Source organism: Lachnospiraceae bacterium, from assembly GCA_025758065.1.
Lineage (GTDB): Bacteria > Bacillota > Clostridia > Lachnospirales > Lachnospiraceae > Enterocloster.
Genome location: CP107199.1, coordinates 1685157 through 1704185, shown reverse-complemented (window position 1 = coordinate 1704185; position 19029 = coordinate 1685157). Strand labels below are relative to the sequence as shown.

The 19029-nt window shown below is 47.5% G+C and carries 21 protein-coding genes and 4 pseudogenes; 4 read left to right on the top strand and 21 right to left on the bottom strand.

Annotation, left to right across the window (positions count from 1 at the left end; genetic code table 11):
- Positions 1-272: 272 nt before the first annotated feature.
- A pseudogene (locus tag OGM16_07910) lies at positions 273-446 on the top strand (helix-turn-helix domain-containing protein).
- Positions 447-584: 138 nt separating this feature from the next.
- On the top strand, positions 585-941 hold the full coding sequence (locus tag OGM16_07905; protein ID UYJ48156.1) for a helix-turn-helix domain-containing protein: 357 nt from the start codon (positions 585-587) through the stop codon (positions 939-941).
- A gap of 223 nt (positions 942-1164) precedes the next feature.
- Here the strand turns inward: OGM16_07905 and OGM16_07900 are convergent, their stop codons facing one another.
- Positions 1165-2577: a relaxase/mobilization nuclease domain-containing protein gene (locus tag OGM16_07900; GenBank protein UYJ48155.1), complete on the bottom strand. Its 1413-nt coding sequence runs from the start codon at positions 2575-2577 to the stop codon at positions 1165-1167.
- Between the two features lie 125 nt (positions 2578-2702).
- On the opposite strand from OGM16_07900, the gene OGM16_07895 reads away from it, so the two are divergent.
- Positions 2703-4121, top strand: a complete 1419-nt coding sequence (locus OGM16_07895; GenBank protein UYJ48154.1) for a putative DNA binding domain-containing protein — start codon at positions 2703-2705, stop codon at positions 4119-4121.
- Positions 4122-4193: 72 nt separating this feature from the next.
- Here OGM16_07895 and OGM16_07890 read toward each other — a convergent pair whose 3' ends face one another.
- From OGM16_07890 to OGM16_07800, 19 genes and pseudogenes are all read right to left on the bottom strand, one after another.
- Positions 4194-4493: a CD1845 family protein gene (locus OGM16_07890; GenBank protein ID UYJ48153.1), complete on the bottom strand. Its 300-nt coding sequence runs from the start codon at positions 4491-4493 to the stop codon at positions 4194-4196.
- A 126-nt stretch (positions 4494-4619) separates the two neighbouring features.
- Positions 4620-4724: pseudogene (locus tag OGM16_07885) on the bottom strand (stage II sporulation protein R).
- Positions 4725-4794: 70 nt separating this feature from the next.
- The gene (locus OGM16_07880) at positions 4795-5025 is read right to left on the bottom strand and encodes a PC4/YdbC family ssDNA-binding protein (protein ID UYJ48152.1); all 231 of its coding nucleotides are present in this window, start codon (positions 5023-5025) and stop codon (positions 4795-4797) included.
- 76 nt (positions 5026-5101) lie between these two features.
- Positions 5102-5956 carry a ParB/RepB/Spo0J family partition protein gene (locus OGM16_07875; GenBank protein ID UYJ48151.1) on the bottom strand — a complete coding sequence of 285 codons (855 nt, stop codon included), beginning with the start codon at positions 5954-5956 and terminating at the stop codon, positions 5102-5104.
- 7 nt (positions 5957-5963) lie between these two features.
- Positions 5964-7151: pseudogene (locus OGM16_07870) on the bottom strand (ATP-binding protein).
- A gap of 93 nt (positions 7152-7244) precedes the next feature.
- Entirely contained in the window at positions 7245-7697 is a 453-nt protein-coding gene (locus OGM16_07865; protein UYJ48150.1) for a PrgI family protein, read from the bottom strand.
- 20 nt (positions 7698-7717) lie between these two features.
- Positions 7718-8587 (bottom strand): CD0415/CD1112 family protein, encoded by an 870-nt coding sequence (locus OGM16_07860; GenBank protein UYJ48149.1) that lies wholly within the window; start codon positions 8585-8587, stop codon positions 7718-7720.
- Positions 8588-8656: 69 nt separating this feature from the next.
- Positions 8657-8743: pseudogene (locus OGM16_07855) on the bottom strand (Maff2 family protein).
- An 89-nt stretch (positions 8744-8832) separates the two neighbouring features.
- Entirely contained in the window at positions 8833-10503 is a 1671-nt protein-coding gene (locus tag OGM16_07850) for a recombinase family protein (protein UYJ48148.1), read from the bottom strand.
- Positions 10504-10701, bottom strand: coding sequence for a hypothetical protein (locus tag OGM16_07845; GenBank protein UYJ48147.1), 198 nt, complete (start codon positions 10699-10701; stop codon positions 10504-10506).
- A gap of 241 nt (positions 10702-10942) precedes the next feature.
- Positions 10943-12280, bottom strand: a complete 1338-nt coding sequence (locus OGM16_07840; protein UYJ48146.1) for a virulence-associated E family protein — start codon at positions 12278-12280, stop codon at positions 10943-10945.
- The gene (locus tag OGM16_07835; protein ID UYJ48145.1) at positions 12249-12893 is read right to left on the bottom strand and encodes a CHC2 zinc finger domain-containing protein; all 645 of its coding nucleotides are present in this window, start codon (positions 12891-12893) and stop codon (positions 12249-12251) included. Before OGM16_07835 ends, OGM16_07840 begins: the two co-directional genes overlap by 32 nt.
- 64 nt (positions 12894-12957) lie before the next feature.
- Positions 12958-14538 (bottom strand): MobA/MobL family protein, encoded by a 1581-nt coding sequence (locus OGM16_07830; GenBank protein ID UYJ48144.1) that lies wholly within the window; start codon positions 14536-14538, stop codon positions 12958-12960.
- Positions 14539-14731: 193 nt separating this feature from the next.
- Entirely contained in the window at positions 14732-15088 is a 357-nt protein-coding gene (locus OGM16_07825) for a hypothetical protein (GenBank protein UYJ48143.1), read from the bottom strand.
- Positions 15089-15117: 29 nt separating this feature from the next.
- The gene (locus OGM16_07820) at positions 15118-15291 is read right to left on the bottom strand and encodes a hypothetical protein (protein ID UYJ48142.1); all 174 of its coding nucleotides are present in this window, start codon (positions 15289-15291) and stop codon (positions 15118-15120) included.
- 31 nt (positions 15292-15322) lie between these two features.
- Positions 15323-15577: a CPCC family cysteine-rich protein gene (locus tag OGM16_07815; protein ID UYJ48141.1), complete on the bottom strand. Its 255-nt coding sequence runs from the start codon at positions 15575-15577 to the stop codon at positions 15323-15325.
- Positions 15578-15888: 311 nt separating this feature from the next.
- A complete protein-coding gene (locus OGM16_07810) occupies positions 15889-16185 on the bottom strand; it encodes a DUF3847 domain-containing protein (GenBank protein UYJ48140.1) in 297 nt (98 codons plus the stop codon).
- Positions 16178-16519 carry a DeoR family transcriptional regulator gene (locus OGM16_07805; GenBank protein ID UYJ48139.1) on the bottom strand — a complete coding sequence of 114 codons (342 nt, stop codon included), beginning with the start codon at positions 16517-16519 and terminating at the stop codon, positions 16178-16180. The genes OGM16_07810 and OGM16_07805 overlap by 8 nt, the downstream gene beginning before the upstream one ends.
- Complete coding sequence (locus tag OGM16_07800; protein UYJ48138.1) at positions 16516-16704, bottom strand: hypothetical protein; 189 nt, start codon at positions 16702-16704, stop codon at positions 16516-16518. The genes OGM16_07805 and OGM16_07800 overlap by 4 nt, the downstream gene beginning before the upstream one ends.
- A gap of 483 nt (positions 16705-17187) precedes the next feature.
- Between OGM16_07800 and OGM16_07795 the strand changes: the two genes are divergently transcribed.
- Positions 17188-17994, top strand: coding sequence for a helix-turn-helix transcriptional regulator (locus OGM16_07795; GenBank protein UYJ48137.1), 807 nt, complete (start codon positions 17188-17190; stop codon positions 17992-17994).
- A gap of 61 nt (positions 17995-18055) precedes the next feature.
- Here OGM16_07795 and OGM16_07790 read toward each other — a convergent pair whose 3' ends face one another.
- Complete coding sequence (locus tag OGM16_07790) at positions 18056-19018, bottom strand: DUF1835 domain-containing protein (protein ID UYJ48136.1); 963 nt, start codon at positions 19016-19018, stop codon at positions 18056-18058.
- Positions 19019-19029 lie beyond the last annotated feature (11 nt).

Below are 19029 nucleotides of genomic sequence, written 5' to 3'. Positions count from 1 at the left end.
TGTAGCACAATAGGAAAAAAAGTCAACACTCATTTTGAAAATTCTCTAAATAGCTTTTGGGGATCATAGATAGCCCTGTAAGCAAGGATGATGTATTAGGGCTTTTTTAGAATATAGCAGCGCCACAAACGATGTGCTGAATGCGAGAGCTGAAAAGCCTCTTATGTATTGCCATAATCAAATAGATATGAATTATAAAGTTTAATCTAACTGCATATAACAACATTCCACGGACAGAGTATGAATTATACAATGTAAATGGGTGATGTTATATGGCTAAAGTTGAAGATTGCCCCGGCTTTGAAACTTTCGGCGCGGACGTGAAAGCTGCGCGGAAAGCAAAGCACCTGACGCGCAAGGTGCTGGCCGAAATAGTGGGAATTGAATGGCGCTATCTTGCCAATATTGAAAATAAAGGCACGATCCCCAGCCTGCCTGTGATAATCTAGTTGATTAAAGTCTGCTGACTTTTCATCCCTTTCAACCCCTTACAAAGATCGGCATAATCAAGCCTATTGACCGGTATAATAAGGTTATTCCTTTGTGCAAATCGGCACGATAGAATATACTTGAGGTGAATGATTATGCCGATTGATGATTTGACCGCTTTGGGGCAAAAAATGCGGGAATCCCGAAAGAAAAAAGACCTGACACAGCAGGAGCTTGCGGATCTGAGCCATGTATCTGTCAAGCAAATCGCCAGCATTGAAAAAGGACAAATAAATCCGTCCTATTTGATTTTGAAGGCATTGGCAAAGGTGCTTCCGATCTCTCTGGACACTCTGATCAATCCAGATGTTTCTCCAGAAGATGATGGAGCCAATCAGATGAAAATGCTTTATTGCAGCTGTCCGTCAGAAATGCGTGAAACCCTCTTGCACCATACGCAGGAGACCGCGAAAGAACTAACAGAACTATCCGAGAAATTTGAAACGAATTGAGCCGGTGAGTGAAATTTGACTGTTTCCTCACTGGCTCCTTTCATTTCCGGGTAAAAAGAGGCAAGCAATGCCTGTGTTAATACACACAGGCCCGCAGAGAAGAAAATCCCTCCGTGATTTTCCTCTCCGCTTGCTTGTTGAGGGCAGCGCCCCCAAGCCCCTTTGAACACAGAATTTCATTCTGTGGCTGCGCGTTCTGCGAACGCTTTTGACCAGAACCAGCTTACCGCTGGCCGTGGTCTTTTTCTTTTTCAACATCCTGTTCTACCTCCATTTTCAGCACCCGATCCACATTGGCCTTTGCCGTTAAAAGCTCCCGCATTTCTTCACGGGAGCGCCGGTACTCGGCGTAAGTTTTCTTCTTTTCCTCCAGCAGCTTTGCATACTCGGCTTGCAGGTCTTTGACCTTGGGCAGCTTCTTCACGCCCATCTCATCAAAGGCATTCTTAGCAGCCTGGTGGAGCAGAATTTCTTCCTCATGTTCTTCCCTGAATTTCTTAGAGTAACCCGCCTTGCGGTATGCCACATAGACCTCACGGGTTTTAGCATAATTTACGATGTGAGTACGCAGAACAGCGATCTCTGCCATGCGCTTTTCAGCCGCTTTGATCTGCGCCGAAAGTTCATTGTGATGTGCCGTGGCAGCCGTAGCCTTTTCTTCCAAAACCGCATACTCCAGCAGATCGTTCTCTGACAGGTAATTCATGGTCTGCGCCATTTGCTTCAGATTGAAAACTTTAGCCCATCGCGTATAGCCAGCACCTTTTCCTGCCTGCAATTTTGCCTGAATGTCCACCAGCAGATTGACCTTCGGCGGCTCTGCCTGTGCGACTGTTTTCTTTCGCGGGGTATGTGCTTTCTTCCCGGAGAGAACTGCCCGCAAATCTTCCAATCCATATCCTTCGCCCAGACTGTCCATGCGGGCGGCTTTCTCCCAACCAGAGAGCTTCAGTCGATACGATTTTCCGCGTTTTGAAACTTCACAACCATACTCTTGCAACAGCTTCAGCAGTTCTTCAAAGTCAGCAGGACTTTGTGATAATGCGTTGTCAATCGCCACACGAAGCAGCTCTCGGTGAGAGGGCTTTGCCTGATCGCCCAGCCATTTGTTATAGCTCTTTCCGTGAGGTTTCGGATTCTCTACAATGGACAGTCCATTCTCAATACAGATGGTGTCACTTAGCCGACGAACCGCCTTGGTGCTGCCCCAAAAGTTTCGGAACTTCCGGTCATATTCTAAGCTGACCGATGACCAGATAATGTGATTATGAATGTGCGACTTGTCTATGTGAGTGCAAACCACAAAGGCATGATTGCCTTTGGTAAAACGCCTTGCAAATTCTACGCCCAGACGGTTGGCTTCTTCCGGGGTAATCTCACCGGGGCGGAAGGACTGGCGCACATGATAGGCAATCACATCATCCGCTCCGCGCACTCGTCCGGTAGCAACAATATACTGCCGCTTTGCTAAAAGAAACTCCGCATCAACCGTTCTGCTGTCACACGCATAACCGGTAATGAGTTTGCCGTTATCTGTTTTCTTTGGGTTTGCCACATAGTCGATGATGTCACTGATTGCCCGACTCTCTGTGCGACCCTTGCCAACATGAAGCGGCATGATTCTTGTAGTTGCCATAATAGAAGGCCCTCCTCTCATAAATATTTTTGTTTTCGCTGAACTCTTTGCTTCTATCGTTGCAATAGCTTTCTCCGCTGGGTATAATAATAAAAGATATTCTACAACCTCAAAGGAGGGATTTTATGATAGAACAGCTCATTGCCGAAGCAACGGAATGTGATTTCAAAGTTGCTCTCGAAACAAAAAAGCCAAAAAGCTGGTTAAAAAGTGTCAGTGCCTTTTCCAATGGAATCGGCGGCACTCTGTTTTTCGGAGTCTCTGATGACCGGGAGCCTATCGGCTTGTCCGATGTTCAAAAGGATGCTGAAGCGATCAGCCGCTTAATCAAAGAACGTATCACACCATTACCGCAGTTTATCTTAAAGCCATTGCAGGAAGATGGTAAAAACCTGTTGGCTCTGGAGGTTTCTCCTGGCCGCAGCACCCCATACTATTACAAGGCAGACGGAGTGATGGAAGCATATATCCGTGTTGGAAATGAAAGCGTAATTGCACCGGATTACATTGTGAATGAACTGATCTTAAAGGGAACCAATCAGTCCTTTGACACCTTAACAACAGAAGCTGTGAAAAAGGATTACAGCTTCACACTCCTGGAGGCAACCTATCTGGAACGAACCGGTCTCCGCTTTGAGCCTTCCGATTATGTCTCCTTTGGTTTGGCTGACAAAAATGGGTTCTTGACCAATGCCGGAAAGCTCATGACCGATCAGCACACAGTTTATAACTCCCGTATGTTCTGTACCCGGTGGAATGGCTTGGAAAAAGGCTCTATCTTTGATGATGCGCTGGACGATAAAGAATACGAAGGGAATCTGATTTATCTACTGAAAAGCGGCAGTGAATTTATTCGCAATAATTCCAAAGTCCGTTTTGTCAAAGAGGCACAGTATCGTGTAGACAAGCCGGATTATGCTGAACGAGCTGTGACAGAGGCTCTTGTCAATGCGCTTATCCATCGTGATTATATTGTGCTTGGCAGCGAAATCCATATTGATATGTTTGATGATCGGGTGGAAATCACATCTCCGGGCGGTATGTTTGGCGGTGGATCAATTCAGGAATATGATATTTACAGTATCCGTTCCATGCGACGAAACCCTGTGATTGCTGACCTGTTCCACCGCATGAAGTACATGGAACGCCGTGGAAGTGGCCTGCGCAAAATCGTCAGTGAAACCGAAAAGCTGCCTGGATACACAGCGGCATATAAGCCTGAATTTTCCTCAACAGCGACAGATTTCAGAGTTATTTTGAAAAATGTGAATTACCATCTTAGTCAGAAAGACTTAGTCAGTGACCAAGATTGTGACCAAGTTAGTGATCAAGATAAATCACAGGACATCCTACACGCAGTCTTGGATTTTTGTATAACAGAAAAAAGCAAACAAGAAATTTGCTCGTTTATTGGTTATCGAAATCTCACTTATTTTACAAGAAAATATTTGAATCCTCTACTGGCAAGTGGCCAGCTTAAAATGACTATTCCAGATAAGCCAAACAGTCGAAAACAAAAATATATTACAGTTCGTTCCGAATAAACAGAGAAGCAGGGCATTGGTCTCATCTCCCATTGTCCTGCTACTTTTCATTCTAAATTATATTCACATCATTTACCCATACACCCAATCCTGGATTGCAAATTTCAAACTCTGTACCTTGCCCAGCAGCCAGATCGCAGCCAGCGGCAGCCCCATCGGGCTAATCAAAAATGCCATAACCAGCAAAATCACACCATTCTGCGGGGAATAGGTAATCAGCACAGCCACACCAAGCAGAGCAATTATCGTGCTTAGTAGACCAAGCACCAGACCGGATATGTAGATCAGCCCCGTGCAGAGCCAGACAAAAAGCGTCAACACCAAAACGACCGGTGCAGTTACGATCATCAGCAGACATTTCAAAATCTTCATTCCTGTTCCTCCTTCCAACGCTCCAGATGCCGTTTGCACAGGGCATCCGCTTCTCTCTCATCATCTTCCGTCACTTCCCGTTTTCCTTTGGTCAGTTCAATCTCCAGATAAGTCCGGTAATCATCGGCTAACGGTCTGTGTGCCGATATATTCTCGACTGATAATCATTTGTACTTGCCCTTTTGGCACAATACGCTTTCTTCTTCCAGTTGTTTTCCTATCCTCGCCCATACTTAAATCTTCCTTTCCAGACAGGGCAGGAGAACGTCTGGAAACGCCCCGCCCTGTCAATCAGATACCATCAATCCCCGCTGTTTACTTCTTTCTGTAATGCTTCAAGGAGTGCCGCTGCTTCATCAGCGTTCAACGTGATACCCTTTCCGCACTTCTCACGGTTCGGGGAAAAGCTGCGGATGTCATATTTCGGCTCTCTCCCGTTCCATGAAATAAGATTGATTTCCTTTGTGTAGCCGCTGTCACTCGCAGACAATACGGCGATTTCCTTTACAATCTCATACTGGATTTCTTTCATTCCTTACCTCATTCTCCTTAAAATTCTGTCTTTCTTCTGTTCCAAATTCCTGCATTTACTTCCCGAAAAAAGAAGGTTAGCGGCTGTCCCTGCTCCGTTTTCTCTGCAACTCACGTTCCAGAAGTCGGATGATGGTTTCCTCCATCTGCTTCGGCGTTGTGTCCTTCGGAAAGTATTTTTTCAGTTTGCTTGTGTTGATTTTCAAGGTTTCTTTCTGGTTTCCCTTTTCCTCCGTCATAATGGAAAATATCATATCCATGTCAAGCTGCCCGCTCTGGCTCATGCTTTTCATCCGCTGTGCCTGTGAGAGTGAGGGCGTTGCTTCTTCGCTCTCCATCGTGGCAAAGAGATTTTCCTGCTCGTCTTTCTTCAAAAAGGACAGTTCCACCGCAGGTGTGAGGGCGATTTTCCCCTCGTCCACCATCTGCAAAATCGGCGGTATCAGTTCCGTCAGGCGGATAAAACGCTGGACGGTCATCCTGCCCACGCCGAAGCCCTGTGCCACTTTGTCGTCCGTCCGCAACTTCGTCACAACTTGTGACGAGGTTAAGTCTGTGCGGAAACCCTGCCGCTTCATGGCTTCGGATTTCATCCTGTAGGCAAACGCCCGCTCCGATGGCAGGATATTTTCACGCTGTAAATTACTGTCTACAAGGGTGATGATGGCTCGGTCACGGTCTAAGGGCAGGACAAATGCAGGCACGGTATTTATACCTGCAAGTTCGGACGCACGGACACGCCGCTGCCCCGCAATCACTTCATAACCGTTCCCGTCCTCTTTCGGGCGTGTGATTATCGGCGTGACAATGCCAAATTCCTTGATGCTTTCCGCTAACTCTGACAGCGTTTCATCCTCCACAACATGAAACGGATTGTCGGGAAACGGGTATAAATCTTTGGTCTTTAACACCTTAAAATCCTGTTTCTTCATTCACTTTTTACCTTTCTCTTGATTTGTTTCTGCCTGTTCTCTGTAATTCTTCCAACACTTCTGGCGGTATCTTTGAGAGCAGCCGCCCCATCTGCTCGTTGGTTCTCTGCAATTCAAATATCCTCTGGTTGGCTTTCTGCACCTTTAATTCCTGCTCGTACTTTTCATCACGCATACGCCCTGCATAGTCGGCTTCGCCCTCACCGGAGTGGGTCACATAAGATAATTGGTGTGTGGAAATACCCAGCTGCTTGGCGAGGATCTGACGGTCTCCGCCTGCCTGGTTGAGCATATACACGAAGTCGGAATTTTCAAAGATATTTTCCACCTCACGGCTGGAAAGCAGGTCTTTGACATTCTGGGTGATACCTGTCGGAATACCGCCCCATTTTCTGAATCGCTTCCAGATTTCCACCGTATAGGCGGCGGTCTGCTCCTCCTTCAAAAGCAGGTGCATCTCGTCGATGTAGTAACGGGTGGACTTGTGGGCGGCACGGTTGATGGTAACGCGGTTCCATACCTGATCCTGAACCACCAGCATACCGATTTTTTTAAGCTGCTTGCCCAGTTCCTTGATGTCATAGCAGACAATCCGGTTATCAATGTCCACATTGCTCTGATGATTGAACACATTCAACGAACCCGTTACATAGATTTCCAATGCCGTTGCAATGTACTGAGCTTCTTTTTCTTCCTGCTCCCGCAGCAAGTTATAAAGGTCCTCCAAAATCGGCATATTCTCTGGCTTTGGGTCATTGAGATATTCGTTGTAAACCAGCCGTACACAACGGTCAATAATGGTTTTCTGCACCGGCTGCAAGCCCTCCTTACCGCCCACGATCAGCTCACACAAGCTGAGGATAAAGTCAGACTTGAGTGACAGCGGGCTTTCATCATCCGAATAGTCCAGATTCAGATCCATCGGATTGATATAGTTGGTTGAAGTAGGTGAGATCTTGATGACCTGCCCATGCAGACGCTCAACAAGAGGTGCGTACTCCGCTTCCGGGTCACAGATAATGACATCATCACTGGTAAGCAAAAAGCAGTTGGCAATTTCTCGTTTTGCGCTGAAGGACTTACCGGAACCCGGCGTACCCAGAATCAGGCCATTGGGGTTTTTCAGCAGCTTTCTGTCCACCATGATGAGGTTGTTGGACAGAGCATTGATGCCGTAGTACAGATCCCGTCCGTCCACATCCGTTCATAAGGGATACTGTCCTGCGCAGATTTTCCTTTTTTGTCCGTGCGGTTAGCGCGGGCAATGGCCGCTTCGATCTGCTTCTTATCAGCGCGGGACAGCTTTTTCTTTGTCTTTACCAGCTGCACAGTTTTTTTCTCGGTTTTCCCGAACATCCGATGCAGCCATTTTTTTATTGCGGTGAACAATGTCATACACCTCCTTATCGAGCATTTCCTGCCGCTTTAATACGGCATAAAAGTTATTGGTCTGGTAGGGACGCTGCTTGGGACGGATCACAGCTACTTTGAGAATGTTGCCCACGATCTTTTCAAGGGGCTGTCCATGCTTTTCGTACATAGCCAGCATAAAGAAGGGCAGCATAACCAGCATCATACACATAGCCGCTACACTGTTTCCGGTAGGTTTTCTGAGCAAAAAGAAAAGCGGTACGCCAATAAGCGCTCCGCCCGTGAAGCAGATAAGCTGCCGCTTGGTCAGATTGAACATGACCTTTGTTTTGACTTTTGTTAAGTCCTTGGGTACGGGTACATAAGCCAATGTAGAAACCTCCTTCCGTTTTAGTGCGCCTGAAAGACTGATTTGGCGAGACTGCCGGTTTTGAACAGCGTAAAACATAGCAGTACGGTGTAGCCCACGCAGCTCCAGATTGCCATGATGATGTCATCTTCCAGAGCGATGTTCTGCACCAGCACAGCATAAATTGCCACGCAGACGATAATGAGAAACGCCTGAAAGCCCAGCGCCAGCAGGGATCGGAGGTAATTCTGTCCCATACCGCCCCATTCTTTACCCATCATTGCAGCCATTGGAACGGGAGCCACCGAAGTCACAAGGTAGATTTCGATCATACGGCCATAAATAACGATAAAGATACAGATATATAACGCCCACATAGTAATGCCAATAAAGAGGGATTGGAACCACAGTCCGAACAGCGGTCCCAGATCCATTTCCATCAGCCTCGGTTCCAGATCGGTCATAACTGAGGAAATGTCAATGGACGCATCCGAATTGATAACCCCTGCCGCCTGCGCCACTACGCTCTGCGCCATATCAAAGACGCCCATCACGATATTCCATGTATTTGTGACAATGAGGATGGCAGCGGCTGATTTGAACACCCACTTGAAAATCATCCAGGTGTCCACATCATGCAGGTTGTTCTTGTCTGCGATCATCTGGATCAGGTCTACGGTCATCACGATAGCCAGAATCACACCTGCAATCGGCACCATGATGGAGTTGGACAGATTCTCAATCATGCTGAAAATACTGCCATTCCATCCCTGTGGGGTCTGGCCTACCTGTACGGATATATCCGCGACCTGCTGATTTACACTGTCAAACATCCCCGAAAGGTTGCTCATAATACCGCCCACCAGCATTTCTTTCAGCCAATTTGTCAGGGCTTCAAGTAAGAAATCCATACGGTGTCAACCTCCTTTCCGCCGCCCCCGCAAAACTGCGGGAGCGGCAAGGATTTCATACGGAGACGCTTAGACAGAGAAAAGCCCGGAGAGCAGAGGTACAAGGACCATGCCTACCACGGCTACACCAGCACCGGCCATGAGCTGTTTTATCCCCAATTAGGTGTAAAACTCTGCTCGATGGCGGGCGGCGGCGTACAAAAATCTATATGGTGTTTTTAAGAGAACCGTCCCGGCGGGACAGGTCAGGCAGTGACCTGTTCCACCTCCGGGATGGGTTTGAGATTAAAATGAATTTCGATAGAAATGTGTCTTGTTTTATCTTCGTCAATGCGCTCATGCACGACGATTTCTTTGATTAAGCGGTTGAGGGTAGCTGCGTCCAGCTCTGTGATGTTGGCGTATTCCTGAATGGCTTCCACCCATTGTTTTGCGTCATTGGCAAGCTGGACTTCATCGGACAGCCGCTTTCTGCCCTCGGACACTTTTGTTTTAAGCTCCGTCTGCTCGGTCTGTGTCTTTTCCAGCATGGTGTTGAAATTCTGTTCACTGATACGCCCTGCAATCATATCCTCATAAAGCCGCATTACCATTTTGTCCAGAACCTCAATCCGTTCCTCGTCCCTTGTGAGGGAGCGTTCCATTGCTTCCCGCTGTTCCCGCTGCTCGGCTTCACAGGTATTGGTCAGGCGGTCGGCAACCGCTTCCCCGTCCATCAGGGCAGCTCTGGCACATTCCCGGATTTTCCGCAGCACATGGCTGTAAAGGGTGTCATAGTCAATCCGATGCTGGGTGCAGTGGTTCTTTCCAAAGGCATTGTAGGTCTTGCAGGAATAAATCTGCTGGGGATGTTTTGCGTTTGTGTAGCGTACCGTCAGCGACTTCCCACACTCGCCGCATTTTATCAGTCCGGCAAACAGGCTGATTTCATTGGTCTGCCCCGGACGCTGGCGGGATTTCAGCTTATTCTGCACAATGTCAAAGCTCATGCGGTCAATCAGCGGTTCATGCTGCCCCTCCACCACAATCCAGTCCTCCGGCTTCTTTTCCCCAATCGTGCCGATTTTGAAACGGTAGTCCTTTTTCTGGGAAGCAATCGCCCCAGTGTAGACGGGATTCATCAAAAGGTCTTTGATAACGGAGAAGTCCCACATATACCGCCCGTTTTCCGGGTCCTTCTTTTCCCATTTGGTGCGGGTATTGCGAAGCCCCCGTTCCCGGTTCCACCATGTGGGGCAGGGGATTTTTTCTTCCTCCAGCCGTCTGCGGATATAGTTCGGACCATGACCGTTCAGGGCATATCCGAAAATCAGCCGCACAATCGGGGCGGTTTCCTCGTCAATGAGCAGATGGTTTTTGTCCTCCGGGTCTTTCCGATACCCAAACGGGGCAAGACACCCGGTAAACTGTCCTTTCTGTGCTTTCAGAAGATAAGAGGAATGGACTTTCTTGGAAATATCCTTACTGTACATCTCGTTCAGGATATTCTTGAACGGGGCAATATCGTTGTTATCACGCAGGGTGTCGATACCGTCATTCATGGCGATATAGCGGACACCGTTTCTTGGGAAAAAGTCCTCAATCAAATGCCCGGTTTGCAGATAGTTCCGCCCCAGTCGGCTGAGGTCTTTCGTGATGACAAGGTTGATTTGCCTGCGCTCAATGGCTCTCAACATTCTCTGTAAATCAGGACGCTCCATATTAAGACCTGTGAAACCATCGTCCTGATAGACTGCCACAACCTCCCATCCCTGCTTTTCGCAGTATTTTTCCAGCATATCCCGCTGGTTGGCGATACTGGCACTTTCGCCTTGCAGGTCATCGTCCTTTGACAGCCTGCAATAGACCGCTGCACGATAGCCCCCGGCAAGTGCCTTTCCGATTGTTCTGTATTCCATTTCGTTCATCATAGCCATTTACCCACACAATCCAGACGGTATCTGGCTCTTTTGAACCTCATCTTCATTATAGCCTATATCTCTCTTTTTAGCAAGATATTCTTTTGTATTTGTTTTTCCGTATTTCTGGGAAATCAGGCTGACGAACACATCAGTGGCGTCAAGCTCCCCGTCAAATACAGTGGTCACATGAATCTCTGTTTTGTTTTTTGCCATAGGCAGTTATCCTCCATACATGAAAATAGCCAGACAGAGGGTATCGGCAACGAAGTCCGGCAACGGGCTTCAAAAGACCTTGCAAACAATCTCAATCTGGCGATGGTTACTATTTATACTTTTCTTTTATTTTTCTGTTGTTTTGGTTGTTATAAAGGAGAAAAGCCCAGAAATAAGGGATTTTCCCCGGCAACCGGCTCGGCAACGGGATAGCAACAGGGGGTGCAACGGGCTGTCATTTTCAGAATGGAAGCTCCATCTGTTCTGTGACCTCCACAAAGCCATCCATTGCTTTTTCAGACGGGTTGCATAAGTCCGTTGCCGGGTTTTCACGCTCCCAGCCCTTTTGTCTGCCATATTCTGAAAACATTCTTGGGTTCGGGAAGTACCGCCAGCGGTCAATGCATTGGTTCATAATCTCGTTGATTTCCCGTATTTCCCATTGCTTCGGCTCGTCAAAGGCATGGTTCAAGGCTTCCTTGTAGAGCTGCTTGGAGCAGACCATGCTCCCGGTGTACCTATCAAGATACGCCTGTATCATTCCGGCTTTGGTGTCCTCCGGCATAAAATCCCGCTGGTGTTCTTTGAGATACCGCTGCATGTCGGGGCTGAAAGCCAGCTTGAACCTGCCGCTTCGGTAAATCTCCATTGCTTCTGCCCACATCTGCTCGATATAGGCTCTGGAAGCAGTTTCGTCCTCCAAAATGTGAACCTCGGCTTGCTCCGGGTAAACCATGACGGGGATAAAGCGGCGATTGCCGGAACGGTCAAGGGGCAGGAAGTCAAGAGCATTGGAAGTGCCGCCAAACACGCACTGACGGGGGCGGTCTGCCGGGTGGGTTTCATAAGGTATCTTGTAAACCTCTTTCTGCCGGCTTAAAAACGATTTGATTTCCTCAATGCTCTTGGCGTTGGCGGTTGCCATCATTTCCGACATTTCAATAATCCAGTGACCTTGCAGCTTGCGGTACACATTGTCATCGTCCAGCTTCCGCAAATCATCGGAGAACCACTCGTCCCGGACTGCCAGCAGGCGGAAGAAGGTGGACTTGCCAGCCCCCTGACCGCCTACCAGACAGAGCATGATTTCAAACTTGCACCCCGGCTGAAAGGCTCGTGAGATTGCACCCAGCAGGAACAGCTTCAACGCTTCATAGGTGTAATCGTCTGCGTCAGCCCCCAGAAAGTGCCGCAGGCAGAAACGGATTCGCTCTGTCCCGTCCCACACAAGGGTATTGAGATAGTCCCGGATGGGATGGTACTTGTTTTCATTCGCCACAATCCCGATGGCGTTATCAATCTTTTTCTCATTGGTAAGCCCGTAGGTTTCTTCCAGATAGAGAAGCAGATACTTCATGTCCGTATCGTTCAGGGCGGTGCTTTCTCTGTGAAAACCGATGGGCTTTATGATGTCCTTGCGGTCGGTCAGGATGTTGTATGCGATAGCCCCGGAAAGCAGAGGGTCACGCTGGAATACGGTCAGGCAGTTCCGTATGCTCTGACGGACACCGCCTTTCTCGGTAGTTTCCAGCCCCGCCTTGATTTCCTCAATGCTCTGGGGCGGCTGCATGGCGTTCATGGTGTTTTTTAGTTCTTGCTGCGTTTGCGGCTGCAAGCTCTGCCATTCGCTGTTCAAGCTGTATCACATCCTTTCCGTAGTCCGTAATCAAAGCCGCTTTTTCCTCCGTTTCCCCAAAGAGCAGCACATCCAGCAGATATTCCACTTGGTCTTGCTTCTGTAAGGCTTCCACAAACCGGGGATGAAAGGCTTCCTCCGGGGAGTGCGGGGCATATTCCTTTCTCCATGCCATAAGCAAATGAAGATAATCGGCAAGAATACAAAAGCAGCGGTTCTTTGCTTCCTGAAACTGTTCCTCCGGGGATTTCTGCCGGGGCTTGGGATTTTTTGCCTTTCCCGGCGGTTTCCAGTCCTCATAGGAAAGCCCGAAGTCCTGTGCCAGTTGTACGGCGGCTTCTTTCTTTCCCAGCCCATACAGGGCGGCGGTAAAATCAATCACATCCCCATCCGCACCGCAGCCGAAGCAGTGGTAACGCTGATCCAGCTTCATGCTTGGGGTTTTATCGTTATGGAACGGGCAGCAAGCCATCCCGTTCCGCCCTACATGGATTCCATAATGCTCCGCAGCCTGTCTTGTTGTAACGGACTGCTTCACAGCTTCAAATACATTCAAATCTATCCCTCCTTGAAAAAAGAAAAGCACCTGACATTCTCTGATTGAAAATGGCAAGTGCCTGTTAAAGTTCCATATCCTGTTGTTTGTGTTTTGTCTGCGCCGGGGCAGTTCTTTGTGCTTTTTTCTCGTCTGCTTTATCCTGCAAGACTTCCTTGATGGGCTGCTTCTTAGGCGGCTCTTTACTTTCCTCTGTGCCGGGTGTGACTTTCCGTACCCAGTAGCGAATGTCCCGCAGCTTCTTCAAATCCTCCTGTACCTCGGTCAGTGGTACTTTCAGCTCTGCGATTTCTTCCAGAAGTTTTTCCAGCTCCTCTTGCAGCTCCTTTTGGGTACTGTCCTTATCGTCCGGGTGCTTGGCAAGGTAGGCGGCGGCTTTCGCATACCGGGCAACCTCCGGGTGTTCCTGTTTGAATTTCTCCTTTGTTTTCTTAAAAAATATCTTCTGGTACTTCTCATAGACAGGCTTACATTCCTTGCAGTCTGTCCGGCTGGCAAGAATCCCGTCAATCACTTTGCTGCGGGTTTCCTTTGGCTTCATCTGATTGCGGTAATCTGCGGCTGATTTCCCGGAAGATTCCAGAAATGCTTCTAAGTCCTCCACAGTGGAAAGCCCCTTTTGCCGGAGATAGGACAGGGCTTCGCTGACTGCCTTTAAGTCCTGTGAAGTCCCTCGGTTCTGTCCAGCCCTTGTCCAGTCCCTCCGTTCTTCCTTTCGTATCTCCATATACTTCATCAGCAGATTGGGAAGAAGTGTTGCTTCCTCCGCCGCTTTTTGTGCAAGCAGTTCTTTCCGTTTTTCTCCCAGCTCGGTAATCCATCCTTTGAGGTTTTGGATAAGCTGCCGGATGGACTTCATCAGGCGGTTGGTGGCTCTGATTTCCCTGTTCAGGTTGCCGATATTCGTCTGGATACCACGCTTTTCCATCTGCCGGACAGCCGCCCCCTCATGGACAGTGGGGACAATATCAAGCCCCTGTCTGGCATAGGAACGCAAGTCCACACGCTCCGGGCGGTCATTGGCTTCCAGATAGCGGTTCTGGATGACCTCCCATTCATGCCGCCAGATTTCACAATACTTCTGGTCGTTCCAATCCACCGTATCCTCCTTGTGGCTTTTCCATCTGCCGGACGGAAGTTTTATCCGTTCCCCGTTTTCGTCAAGGTCATAAACCTTGCGGCTCTTGGGAAGCCATTTTCCATGTTCGTCCATTGCCCTCATAGTGAGCATGACATGGGCGTGGGGATTGTGTCCCGGCGGATGGGGGTCGTGGATGGCAAAGTCAACGATCATGCCTTTGGAAACAAACTGCTGTTCACAAAACTCCCGGACAAGGACAGCGTACTGGTCAGGCGGTATCTCTCTGGGGATGGTAAGCACCCACCGCCTTGCAAGCTGGGAGTTCCATTGCTTCTCAACCGCTTCGGCTGCGTTCCATAAAGTATTGCGGTCGGCATATTCCTGTGGGGCATTTGCCGGGAGCAGGATTTCATTGTGGACGATACCACGCTTTTCCGGGTAGTGCTTCACTTGCTGGTCGTATTCACAGAACAGCTTTTCGCCGCTCTGGTAAGCAGCGGCGGCAACAGCAGACTGCCGCTGGCTGCGCTGCACAATCGTGATTTCGTTGTGTGGACAGGGCATTTCGTGTTCCTCCTTTCGCTAATTGGTGGATGGGGTGGCGTTTTACCACCTCATTTTGGGCAGAAAAAAAGCAGGAGACCTTTTTTCAGATTTCCTGCTCGATGTGCCGCTGTGTGGGCGGCGGGTATTTAGTTGTAAAAGTTCGGGACAAGTTGACCCGATGAGTGAATGATAAATAGAAAATTTGCAAAGACTATTGACATTTTTCCAAAATATCTTTCAGTTGAGCAGTCAACACATCTTCTTGACCGAGAAGCACATCTTTTTCATATACAATGGTATTCCACAGATTGCTGAGTTCTGCGGAAATTTCAGGGCTATCACAAAATTCGTGTGCCACCCAAATATTGCTGGCTATCGCTTCTGGGGCGCCATCAATGGACAGACCTTTATCTTTGATTGTATCAATCGCACGAGAAATATATTTATCAAATTGTGCTGCTCGACTTTCTGTATGTGACTTGTCGCTCACATAGTGTCCAATAAAAAAGGAAATTGCAAATCCAGCGATGATGAACACGATAGTCAATGCTGTACCTATTCTTTTCATACTTCCAACTCCTTTGTCAAATTCAAGAACTATTTTTTATTGCTTCCTATCCAGTAACATCCTGCTCCGATTACCGCTGATAAAAATTCAATTCCTTTCAAATACATATCGTAGTTTGTATATCCGATAATTGGACCAGATAAAACATAAATTATAACAAACACAATAACTGTAACTATTGCTCTCTTAGCAGTGTCCTTCACTTTTATTCCCTCCATAACTTCGACATTGTTGCTATGAAATTTTCTTTTCATCATCTCTTGGTGGTCGGACATAACATAACATTTCTTTTTCACAAGCACCAAATTTTGAGAAATTGGATTTCGCTTCTTTTAGCGTTATTCCATGATTAGAGTCACTTGGTTCGTTATCAGAAGCAATGAATGGGTCATTCTCCCAAAAACAAACGGGACAGATATACCCACAATCTTCATTTGCCGGAACATTATAGGTAAAATATCCGCAGCAAGGACATTGGTATTTTTTCATATAAACCTCCCGTTTAAGCCTTGACCTCAAATTCCTGATTTATTTCTGACTTTATTATACTTCATCGATTATCGAAAAGATAGCATATTTTATGAAACTTGTCGGCTGGGAACAGCTTACAGCGCAAGGTGTCCCCAGATGGCAAGTCCACAAAAGGGTAGCTGGCGGCAGCCAGCGCAGGGGAAGCGTAGCGTCCCCTGTATGATTTGGAGCAGACCTTGACTGCGGAAAATCACAGCCCTCCGGCGAGGAGCCTTCGGAGAACGCAATGCACCAACCTTTGGGTGGTGTATAATTGCGCCCTTAGTAAACTAAGGGGTTTCCGGCTTCTCCCGTTCCAGCAGTTTTTTCAATAGTTCCTGCGTGTCCTGCCTGTGAAAAATGAGTTTCAACAACAGCATGACATCATCATCTGTCAGGCGTTCCGGCTCTTGCAGAAAACTTTCCAGCATACCGCCACGAGTACAGAGCCGGTGCGTCCGTTCCTTTCGGGTAAGCTGCTTTAACTGGTGCTGCAATGCCTTTTCATCATTGATGGCTTTCCGCAGTTTCTTTTCGCTTTTCTCCAACTCCCGGTTGAGCTTTTCCAGCTTTGAGGTATCAGGCAAGGGCAGCGTCCTCCTTTCCCGGTATCAGCACATAAATCCTGTTTGGTTCTCCAACGCCCTGACGCACCCGCATGATAAGTCCGGCGGTTTCCAGTTCATTCAGAGAACGCTTGACCGTCATGGGACTGCGGGACAGGACTGCGGCAATGGCTGTGACAGGGAAGCAGACAAACAGGATTCCGTTCTCGTCCTCCTGACCTTTGGAGAGCATAGCGTCCAACATCCGGCAGTACATGACCTTTGCGGTGCTGCTGACTGGAAATCCTGTCAACGCTCTGGGAAAGGGCATACAGGGCGGCAATGGTGTGTCTATCGTCATAAATTCAAAATTCATTCGGTGTGTTCCTCCTTTTTCTTTGCTCGTTTGGATAAATAACGGGGGCAGTCAATCACAACCGCCCGGAAGCTCTGCCTGCACCCATGCTGGCATTTCCGGCATAATTCGTTGTAAGTGACACGCCCCCGGTCATTGAGGTAAAAGGAAAGCTCATGCTTCCTCTTTTTGCTCATTCTCGGCATATTGTGTTTCCTCCCGTTTTAGTGTATGGTTTCGGGGCGATTTTCGGCAAAATTACAGCCATAGAGCCGATTAAAATCTCCCGAAGTATCAGCGATAGGGTAGACTATCCCCCTATCAGATTGTCGTGTTTCGGTATCATTTCGGTGTCAGTTCGCCAGTTCTCCCCGGTGTCGTTCCTCCCCTGAATCTCACAGCGGCGTATCGCTCCCTTTGGTACGCTCGTTTCGGTCAGGGTTCCTCCACATCCCTGCCAAAAGTCATGGCACTACATCGCCGGGGAAGCATATCCCACACAGGCTGGTCATTCGATTGGAATAATCCATCGATGAACTACCTGTATCATAGAACATTTTTGTGCCCTGTGCCGTATGTCCACAAAGTAGGAATTAGGGGTAAAAATCAGAAATTTCCACGATTGCGGAAAGTGTGATATAATCCAGATAAGCGGCAGCAATGAAACCATTGGAAAGGAGCGTGCGCCCATGAAAGGAGCAACAAGCATACAGGAACGCCTTTGGGAACTCCGCAAGGACAAAGGCTTAAATCTGGAAGAACTATCAAAGCTGACAGGCATTTCCAAATCAGCTCTTGGAAGTTATGAAAAAGAGGATTTTAAGGAAATCAATCATGGCAACCTTATCACGCTGGCAGACTTCTATGGGGTCTCTGTTGATTATCTACTGTGCCGGACAGAGAACAGGGAGCAGATCAACACACCATTGACGGAGCTGCATTTGAATGATGAGATGGTGGCACTGCTGAAAAGCGGTCGGATTAACAACCGTCTGCTCTGTGAGCTTGCTACACATAAAGATTTCATCAAGTTTCTTGCAGACATTGAGATTTATGTGGACGGGATTGCTACCATGCAGATTCAAAACCTCAATGCACTTGTCGATACCGTCCGGCATGAAATCATTGAACGGTATCGCCCAGGCGAAGATGACCCGCATTTGAAAGTGCTGCAAGCCGCCCATATCAGTGATGATGAGTATTTCAGTCACATGGTTCTGGATGACCTCAACCTGATTATCCGGGATATTCGGGAAGCCCACAAAAAGGACAGTGAGAGTGCGCCCCAGACCACCGTTGCCGATGAATTGAAAGAAAATCTCGAAGCAGTCGAAAATTTCAAGGGCAGCCGGGATGAAAAGCTGGTTGTCCTTTACTGCAAGCAGCTCGGTATCAACTATAAAAATCTGTCAGACGAAGAATTTCGCTGGCTGATTCGGATTCTCAAAAAATCAAAGAAAATGGGAACGCCTATCAGCCAGAGGAAAAAACGGTAAAAAAAACCGCTGTTGCATGGTTGGGGTGCCTTCCATGTAGCAGCGGTTCTTGCTGTGGTTATTATTTCATTCGTTTTCTTAATATCCGGCGATAATTTGTTTCTCCCTTTGGTGCGTCCTGTATAATTTCCAACACACCATCTTCAAGCATTTTATCAATGCGATTAGAAATCCATACATCACTAATTCCAAGTTGATATTTTCCTAAAACATTACCTATAACAATAGCCATTTTGAATTGCTCTGGCTGTTCCGCAATTTCACGAAGAATGAAACTATCATATATATCTTCTGAAACACTTTGCAATTTACCATTTAGCATTGCACGCAAAGGTGCATTTTCATTTTGAAGTTGATTCCATTTCATAGCACAAGCTGAAAGAAATACAGGCTTAGCTTTTTCTTGTAGAGTTATATATTTTCCCCATTCGCCAGGAGAAACCTCACCCCATGCTATTTTGGATGTCATAGTATTTTCTTTTCCATATTCCCAGGCAGGTAACTTAACCAAATAAATTGTTGTCTGACAGTTTAATGGTCGAAGTTGTTTCATAAGCCAGTACATACCGCAAAGTTCATCCGGATTATAGCTATACCAAATACGAACTTCTTCCCCAGCTACATATCGTTCAATAACCGAAGACAATGTAGTTTTAATTTTCTGTATTTTTTCTTCAACCTGATAGTCTAAATCCTCTACAAACCAGACAGACAGCATTTTCTTGAGAACATTTTTCCGCTGTTCGCCAATTCCATTATCAGAAATATCTCCCACACTAAGAGCCATATCAAAACAATAAACATCACTGCTCTTGCCTCCCAATGGAATAGCATTCTCCCAAGCAATATGTTCTTGTTCCTGTGCTTGAATTTGTGCTTCTTTCATTTCATCTGAAGATGGAACACTCCCATCTTCGTGCCTCATAAAGACCGAAACTGCACTTCCTCTATACTTTCCCTTACCGTAAGTTTGGGCAATTTTCAAACTTCCACAGGCACTTTCACCAAATACAATTTCAATCATCTTATATACCT